General features: G+C 52.3%; 1 protein-coding gene. It reads left to right on the top strand.

The window, feature by feature from the left end:
• Positions 1-323, top strand: a 323-nt coding sequence (locus tag AB4585_RS29475) for a hypothetical protein (RefSeq protein ID WP_372172388.1), incomplete at both ends; no start/stop codon positions are given.

The raw sequence follows: 323 nt of genomic DNA on the forward strand, positions 1-323 counted from the left end.
CTGCTGGAACCCACAGAGCTTTGGATGAAGAAGGACGAGCTATTTGCTGCTATTAAGCAATGGCCACAGGTTAAGCTCAATAAAGAGAGCACTGATACCAAAGCAGGTCGCTTCAACCTAGACATAGAGCCGCTACCGGCGCTTGCCGCAGCTCCGCAAACCAAAGAGCCAATGTCGGCTCTGCGTCAGTTCAGCGAAGGCTATACCGGCAAGATAGTTTTTTCTGTTGAGTCTGAAGGCCGTCGCGAGGCGCTGCTTGAGCTACTAAGTCCTGTCAAGATTGCGCCAAAAGCGGTGCCTAGTCTTGAGGATGCCCTTTCTGG

The organism is Vibrio sp. 10N.222.49.C9, from assembly GCF_041474985.1.
Classification (GTDB): domain Bacteria; phylum Pseudomonadota; class Gammaproteobacteria; order Enterobacterales; family Vibrionaceae; genus Vibrio; species Vibrio crassostreae_C.